This is a genomic window from Brachyspira innocens ATCC 29796 (assembly GCF_000384655.1).
Classification (GTDB): Bacteria; Spirochaetota; Brachyspiria; order Brachyspirales; family Brachyspiraceae; genus Brachyspira; species Brachyspira innocens.
The window spans coordinates 19,588-28,179 of the sequence record NZ_ARQI01000089.1; the positions used below are offsets into that span (position 1 = coordinate 19,588).

The 8,592-nt window shown below is 25.6% G+C and carries 6 protein-coding genes; 2 read left to right on the top strand and 4 right to left on the bottom strand.

From position 1 onward, the window contains the following. Nucleotides 1-43: 43 nt before the first annotated feature. Together F811_RS0103935 and F811_RS0103940 are read right to left on the bottom strand one after the other, a co-directional pair. Nucleotides 44-1,474, bottom strand: coding sequence for an SGNH/GDSL hydrolase family protein (locus F811_RS0103935; RefSeq protein ID WP_020003990.1), 1,431 nt, complete (start codon nt 1,472-1,474; stop codon nt 44-46). 429 nt (nt 1,475-1,903) lie between these two features. Beyond that, nucleotides 1,904-3,379 (bottom strand): MBOAT family O-acyltransferase, encoded by a 1,476-nt coding sequence (locus tag F811_RS0103940; RefSeq protein WP_020003991.1) that lies wholly within the window; start codon nt 3,377-3,379, stop codon nt 1,904-1,906. A gap of 161 nt (nt 3,380-3,540) precedes the next feature. On the opposite strand from F811_RS0103940, the gene F811_RS0103945 reads away from it, so the two are divergent. Beyond that, nucleotides 3,541-5,232 carry a hypothetical protein gene (locus tag F811_RS0103945; RefSeq protein ID WP_020003992.1) on the top strand — a complete coding sequence of 564 codons (1,692 nt, stop codon included), beginning with the start codon at nt 3,541-3,543 and terminating at the stop codon, nt 5,230-5,232. Between the two features lie 92 nt (nt 5,233-5,324). Here the strand turns inward: F811_RS0103945 and F811_RS0103950 are convergent, their stop codons facing one another. Both F811_RS0103950 and F811_RS0103955 read right to left on the bottom strand, forming a co-directional pair. Further along, nucleotides 5,325-6,749, bottom strand: a complete 1,425-nt coding sequence (locus F811_RS0103950; protein ID WP_020003993.1) for a hypothetical protein — start codon at nt 6,747-6,749, stop codon at nt 5,325-5,327. Nucleotides 6,750-6,766: 17 nt separating this feature from the next. Further along, complete coding sequence (locus tag F811_RS0103955) at nt 6,767-8,242, bottom strand: MBOAT family O-acyltransferase (protein WP_020003994.1); 1,476 nt, start codon at nt 8,240-8,242, stop codon at nt 6,767-6,769. A gap of 20 nt (nt 8,243-8,262) precedes the next feature. On the opposite strand from F811_RS0103955, the gene F811_RS16480 reads away from it, so the two are divergent. After that, nucleotides 8,263-8,400, top strand: a complete 138-nt coding sequence (locus F811_RS16480; protein WP_156821984.1) for a hypothetical protein — start codon at nt 8,263-8,265, stop codon at nt 8,398-8,400. Nucleotides 8,401-8,592 lie beyond the last annotated feature (192 nt).

Consider the following 8,592-nt stretch of genomic DNA (forward strand, 5'->3'; position numbering starts at 1 on the left):
TTGAATAAATATAATATAAGAATATTGATTTATTAATAAAAAATTAATAATCTCTTTCTATTACTTCGCTTATAATGTCATTAGTATAAGGCAGACCAAAGAAATCAACTACTTCAGAGGTTATGTTATCATAAACTATTATGTTAACTCCGTTAGTAGTTTTTCTTAAATTGCTCCTGCTTATCATTATTCTGTTTCCATTTTCAACTACTAAATCATTGTATTTATTAAGCTCTTTATGATAAAGATAATTAGTTTCACCCATTGAAGAAAATACTAGTTTGTTTTTATCTATAACATAAGAAATATTATTGGTATACATTTCATTAGTTATATTAAAATTGGAATAAATGCCTTTTACTACGCTGTCATTAGTGCTGTATTCTCCAAGCATATTTATTACTATAGTATAATCATTAAGATTAGTTATTTTTGTTATATAGTTATGAATATTATCTATGTCTCTAAGATTCATGTCATAAACTCTATTGTATTCGTATAAAGCATTTTTCTCCCAAGTATTATAATTGCTGTCTCCTCTTCTGTCTGGCAAATCAAAATTATCTTTTAAATATTTTCCTAAAAATGAAGTATATTTTTCTACTCCCTTATAATTTAAATGTCCTCCATCATTATAATCAGTCCAAAAATCCAAATCATAATCATCATAATAATGATTAAAATTCATAAAAGGAACATCATACTCTTTTGCAATCTCCCCTACCCTATTAAAATGTCTAGCTTCATCATCAGTCATAGGAAAAGGAGAAGCCATAACTACTATAGGTATATTATTTGTTTTGGCAAGCTCTAATATTTTCCTGTAATAAGTTTCCTGCTGTTCTAATAGAGGCAGAGTATCTTTTATATTTTTTATATTAGGCTCTTTAACAGGGAATGTTTTATTATGAAAAGAATATCCTTTGAAATATTTATAGTGATTATAATTATTAGCATAAGGAACAAAATCTTCATCTTTTAAATCTTTATATCTGTTATGGTATCTATACATTGGATTAATAAACTCATCAAATCTATCTGCAGCAGTAATTTTTAAAGAGTTTATTCTATTTTGAGACCATCTTAATGCATAGGTAGCTGCTACTATCTGATAGTCTACAACATTAGTTCTGCTTGCTGCTATAATATAGGACTCTAATGCTATTAATTTTGGCTTTTGATATTTTAATGCTTCAACTAAATAATGATAAGTACTCCATATAGGCTGACTTCCAGATGTAAAGTTATAAGCTGCAATTCCATATTTATTATACAAAGCAGCTGGATTAATATTATAGTGTACATGACTGCTTCCAAGAATAAGTAAATCTATACTGTTAGTTTTCTGTTCATAAAAACTGTCGCCCTGATATATACCATTCTCATTTTTAAATCTTAATACTCTGCTGGAAGTCCAGAGTAATGTAATAAATACCGCTATAAAGCAAATAATTTTTAATGTGTTTTTTATCATATTATAAACAGCCTATTATTTTTCATATTCAAACTCAATATATATATAAACAAACATAGTTTATCAAAAATAAAATCATATTTTGTTTTTAATATATGGGGCTTTGCCCCAAACCCCAGTTCTTTTATTGGTATAAAAGAACCAAAAAAACTGCATTTTTAGTCCCAATTTTGGTATAATAATATATTTAGTACATATATTTAAAATATAAAGTTCTAGTAATTGTATTTTTTAAAGCTTTTTTGTGCGGAAAAAAAGTTTATAATTACATATAAAGTGTATCAGTTGACAAAATAAAATAGTTACAGTATATACTAAAAATGTTTAAGTTTATAAATATATCCTTATTTTTTACTCAACTTCATCTCAAAATACAATTAACAAATTTCTATATAAATAATTAATAAAACTCTTATTATATAATACCTCCTAAAACTGAAAATATATAAACTGCTTAGGATCAAAACCTGCACCGTATTTACCGTATATTATTATAAAAAATAACAAGAAAAATATTACAGCCCATCTGAAATACAAGCATTGATTTTTTAAAAACTCATAAATAGTTTCTTTCTTTATATACTTAATAATATCAACTAAAAACAAAACTATCAAAGATATTATAAGTATATTCATTTCAAAACTATCTAATCCCAATTTATATAAAGAGCCGTCAAACAAACGCCATAAATCTATTTTTGTAAACATTCTCTCTATATAATAAAAAGCATCATGTATAGTTTCTGCCCTAAAAAATATCCAAGCCAAATCTACTATTATAAATGTAATAATCACTTCAAGAAGTTTAAAGCTAAAACTTTTTACCTTTACTCCAAATTTATTTAAAACATTATTTCTAAACTTTGAAGTAATATCTTCTATTAAATAGCATATTCCATGAATTGCTCCCCAAGCTATAAATGTAAAATTAGCTCCATGCCATAAACCGCTTACAAGAAAAGTTACTAATATATTGAAACTTCTTCTTAATTTTGAACATCTATTTCCGCCCAAAGGTATATAAAGGTAATCTCTAAACCAAGTAGATAATGATATATGCCATCTGCCCCAAAACTCTTTTATGCTTCTAGCAAAATAAGGAGTGTTAAAATTCTTCATTAAGTCTATTCCCATAACTTTAGCCGTTCCTATTGCTATAAGAGAGTAGCTTGCAAAATCACAGTATATCTGCACTGCGAAAAGTAATGCTGATAATAATAGTTCTGATGAGTTATATATATAATATCTATTAAAAACCGTATCTACTAATATAGAAGCTCTATCTGCTATTACCATCTTCTGAAAATAACCAAAAAGCATTAAAATAAGACCTTCTGTTATTCTTTGATAATCGAATCTTTTTATTTTATCCATATTTTGAATTTGTCCAAGCAAATGCTTTGAACGCTCTATAGGACCTGCTACCAACTGCGGAAAAAATGATACAAATAATGCATACTTTATAATATTTTTCTCTGACTTTATCTCTCCCCTGTAAACATCAATAGTATAGCTTAATGCCTGAAATGTATAAAAAGATATTCCTACTGGTAAAATGATATCAAAAGGCTTTTCTATTAACTCTATATTAAATGCTGATAAAATCATATTTATATTTAATAGTAAAAAGTCAAAATACTTAAAAAATACAAGTATTGCAATATTTATTATAAAGCTGAAAGCTACAACTATTCTTTTATATTTTAGTTTTTCTATTAATATACCGCTTAAAAAAGTTACTACAGTAGATGTTCCCATGAGCAGTGCGTATTTAGGATTCCAAAACATATAAAATATATAACTAGCTATAAAAAGACATATATATCTTAATTTTTTTGGAAATATCCAATACAAAATAAGCGTTATAGGAAAAAATATCAAAAAATCGGTAGAATTAAAAAGCATTTATATAAACTCATAATAATATAACTAAAATATACATTTATAACTATAAAAAATAGTCAATAGTAATATATAATTATAATATTTTTTATCATAAAATTCTATTTGATTATTTAGTTTTTATCATTTATAATATCGATATATTTTAAGAGAAATACCACTGTATGAAATGTACTATAAAAAATAAAAAAATATATTTACTATCTTTTGTAATTATTTTATCTATCTTTATATTTTCATGCAGAAAAATAAATATACTGTCTCCAAATATTATTCCTCCGCCAACTGATTTTAGAATACCAGATAAATTAAAACCAATAGAAATATCCGTAGAAGAAAATAAGTATTCAGATACTTTAGTATTCGGAGGATTTAGAAAAAAGTTTTTTTTCAGAGGCAAATGGTATGTACTTGCTGAGCATTCATATAAATATGATACTGTAAATAAAAAATTAAAAATTAATTCTACTACATTAATACTTGAAATAACTGAAAATGCTGAAATAAAAATAGTAGCACAAAATTTAGGTCATAATGCTGAAAGTGCATGGAGCTATCTAAATTTGGCAAATGTTATAAATGATAATGAAATAATATATGAACCTTATAACTATGGTGACTATTCGCTTTCAAAATCAAGCTATCAATATATGGATAACTATTTAAATAAAGATGTAAAAATAGAATATTATGATAAAGTAATATATACAGATTTATACTATAGAAGTACAGACATGCTTACTTGGGCTAAACATGGAAGATATGATAATCTATATATGTATTTACCAAAGCCTACACAATTAGACAGCAGTAAACCTACAAGCTGGCAGGGAAGATTTGGAGTAAGCGAAGCTCAAATGGCACTTGTAGATGATTATATATATGTATATGGTCTTGAAGAGATGTTTTATGAACAAAATCCAGACGGCATTAGATATTTCAATCAGCCTGATTATTATTTAAGTAAAAATAAATACTATAGAATACATAGATCAAAAGATATGTCTGATGCCAATAATTGGGAAGATTTAGGGGAAACGCCTTGGGGATATTATTCAGGATTGCAGTTAAGAACAAATGAAAGCGGTAAAATATTCATAGGAAATGGAGGTCAGATTACTTTAAAACAAGAAAATAAGACTTGGGTTGAAAAATACTCTCCTATTCCATATACATGGGTTACTGAAAATTTTATAGACTGGTATACTTTAGACAAATCTGAATTTGAAAAAAACGAATTTACATCAACTGATTTTTACGGAGATTTTGGACTTGTTAAAAAAAGAGAAAAAACACCTACACCTCCTAAATGGGTTAAATCTGATAATAATGTTTACTATAAAACTTATAATGATTATATAATAGATGCTGGTATGGTAAAATATTATATACCAATACCTCCTGTAAATGAAATAAAAGAGGCATTCGACAGAGGAGAAAAAACATTCACTATAAAACCAGAACATATAAAAAATGCTGGAAAAAATATATTTATGGTTACTGATAAAGATCCTAATACTGCAAAAGAAGAGGATTGGACATTATTAACACCTGTTAATTATGATGAAAACTCTATGGTTTGGCAGTTTGGAAAAGATGATATGCTTTTTAATGCAAACGGAAAAATAATACAATTAGTAGACTACTCAAATATTATAGCTAGAACAACGCTTCAACAAAGTGCTATTGATGAATTAACATATCAATATAGAATTTATTATTCAGAGGGCGACTATTATAATGCTATGTACTGTAAGGCTCAGGTAGATATGCTTAATATGATGATGTTAAATCCTGATTATTTAATGCCTGATGATGCTATTTCCCATTATACTATTGAGTTCAGATTCTATTAAAACAAAAATATTAATTAAATAATATAAATTTAAATTATTATAAACTGTTTATAAATTTCGGTATTTATAATAATCATTTTTATAAATTACATCTATCTTTTAATTGTAGGATTAATAGCATTTCCTTTATATTCCAAATATATATTATCAACTATCTCTTCAGTAAACTTATCATAAATTACCATGTTTATGCCATTCTTAGTTTTTATATAATTTTTTCTATTAATAGACAGTTTTTGACCATTTTGAAGAACCAAATCAGTATAGCTTCCTATCTCTTTATGAAATAGATACTGATTAGAACCTGATGAAGAATATATAAGTTTATTATTATCTACAACATAAGAAACATTTTTTAAATATATGTTATCAATATTAAAATTTGTAGCTATACTTTGAACAATACTGTCATTATTTTTATAATTACCAAGCATGCTAATACTTATAACATAATCATCAGAATTTTTTACTTTTTCTATGTATTCATTTAAATTTGTATACTGCTTTAATTCAAAATTATACGTTTTTTTATATTCATATTTGGCATTCATTCCCCAAGAATAATATTTAGGGTCTCCTCTTCTGTCTGGCAAATCATAATTCTCTTTTAAATATTTTCCCAAATATTTTGCAACTTTATAAGCCCCTAAATAATTTAAATGATGCCCGTCAGCAAAATCTTTAGAAAAATCTAAATTATAGTCATCATAATTATAGTTTAAATTAATAAAAGGAAGATTATATTCTTTAGCTATCCTTTCTGCCACATTATATTTTTTTTGATCATTTTCATTATAAACAGAATATGGGGACTTCACAATCAAAATAGGTATATTATTATTTTTTGCCAACTCTATTATCATTCTATAATACTTATCAACTTTTGTATATAAATTTATTTCATTAGTAATATAAATAACTTTAGGTCTAATATTACTATAAACACTATATGAAATTACACAACCTTTATCATATTTATATTTTTCCTTGCCTTTATAATTAAGAAAGTCTTCAAAAGTAAGTGAGGAATATCTATTATGATATTGATAAAAAGGGTTTACAAATTCATTCCACCTATTTTTAGGTGAACTTACCATTATGCTATTTATTTTATCAATAGACCATTTAAGTCCATAATTATTTTTTATAATTCTAGAATCATCTATATATTCATAATCAAATATTGTAGTATAAACTTCCAAAATTATTAATTTAGGCTTTTGTGTTTTTAAAGCCTCTTTCAAATAAAAATAAGTATTCCATAAAGGTTGTATACTGCCCGCTAAATTAAATGAAGATATACCATATAATTCATATAAATAAAAAGAATTAATATTTATAAAAGAGTGACTGCTACCTAATAATAAAACATCTACAGAATTATTTTCCAATTTATAAAATGAATCAAATTGATAAATACCATCATCATATTTAAATCTTAATGCTCTGCTTACAGAATAAAGCAGCACACAAAATATCAATATAAAAGAAATAATCTTTATAGCCTTTATTTTCATAAATAACTCTCACAATATTAGAATTGGAAATATATAAACTGCTTAGGGTCAAAACCTGCTCCGTACTTGCCGTAAACAATTATGTAAAAAATCAAAAATAACATCACAAACCATCTGAAATATAAGTTCTGTTTGCTTAAAAATTCAAATATACCCTCTTTTCTTATATACTTTACCAAATCAAAAGATATAAGTATAAATAAAGCTATGATTAAAATATTCATCTCAAAAATATTTAAGCCTAAACCATATAAAGTACCGTCAAACAATGTCCATAAATCTATTCTAGTAAATATTCTTTTTATATAAAATATTGCATCATGTATAGTCTCTGCTCTGAAAAATATCCAAGCTAAATCTACTATAATAAAAGTTATCACTATTTCTATTAGAGCAAAACTGAAAGCATTTGTTTTTATTTTGAATCTATTTAAATATTTTTCTTTGATAGGTTTTAATTGTTCTTCTATTATGTGAAATATTCCATGAATAGCACCCCAAGCTATGAACGTAAAATTAGCTCCATGCCATAAACCGCTTACTAAAAATGTTACTAATATATTAAAACTCTTTCTTATATTTGAACATCTGTTTCCGCCCAAAGGTATATAAAGATAATCTCTAAACCAAGTGGATAATGATATATGCCATCTTCCCCAAAACTCTTTTACACTTCTAGCAAAATAAGGAGTATTAAAGTTTTCCATCAAATTAATACCCATAACCTTAGCAGTTCCTATTGCTATGAGTGAGTAGCTTCCAAAATCGCAATATATTTGTATGGCAAAAAATACTGCAGCCAAAATTAAAGCCATGCTGTTGTATTCATAGTATCCATTAAAAACAGTATCTACTAATATCGCTACTCTGTCTGCTATTACCATCTTCTGAAAATAACCGAAAAGCATTAAAGTAAGTCCTTCGGTTATTCTCTCATAGTCGAACCTTTTTACTTTTTCTAAGTTTTCTATTTGAATGAGTAAGTTCTTAGAACGCTCTATAGGTCCAGCCACCAACTGAGGAAAGAATGATACAAACAATGCATACTTAATAATATTTTTCTCAGATTTTATTTCTCCTCTGTAAACATCTATAGTGTAACTTAATGCCTGAAAAGTATAAAATGATATTCCAACTGGAAGTATTACATCAAAAGGCTTATTTATTAACTGAATATTTAGTGCTGACAAAACTATATTAATATTCTGAAGCAGAAAATCAAAATATTTAAAAAATATAAGTATTGCAAGATTTATTATAAAACTAAATGCTACAACAGTTCTTTTGTATTTTAACTTTTCTATTAATACACCGCTTAAAAAAGTTACTACAGTGGAAGTGCCCATAAGCAATGCGTATTTAGGATTCCAAAACATATAAAATGTATAGCTTGCTATGAATAAACAAATATATCTGTATTTTTTTGGAAATATCCAATATAAGATTAATGTTATAGGAAAAAATATCATAAACTCTGTGGAATTAAATAACATTATTTAACTCCCAGAAAAAAATGCAAAAGTATTCTATTCTATTCTGTTTGGTTTGGTTTGGTTTGGTTTGGTTTGGTTTGGTTTGGTTTGGTTTGGTTTGGTTTGGTTTGGTTTGGTTTGGTTTGGTTTGGTTTGGTTTAAATAAATACTCATCATAGGAAGGCATTATATACCATAACAAATAAAAATCAATAATAGATAATATAAAAATATAAAAAATGATGTATAAAGCAATTAAAAATACTTGATTTTTTTTATTTATCATGTTAATTATGACTCAATACTTTAAGGATTTTTTATGAAAAATAAAAAAACTTTTTTTATCTGTATATTTCCTCTAGCTTTTATAG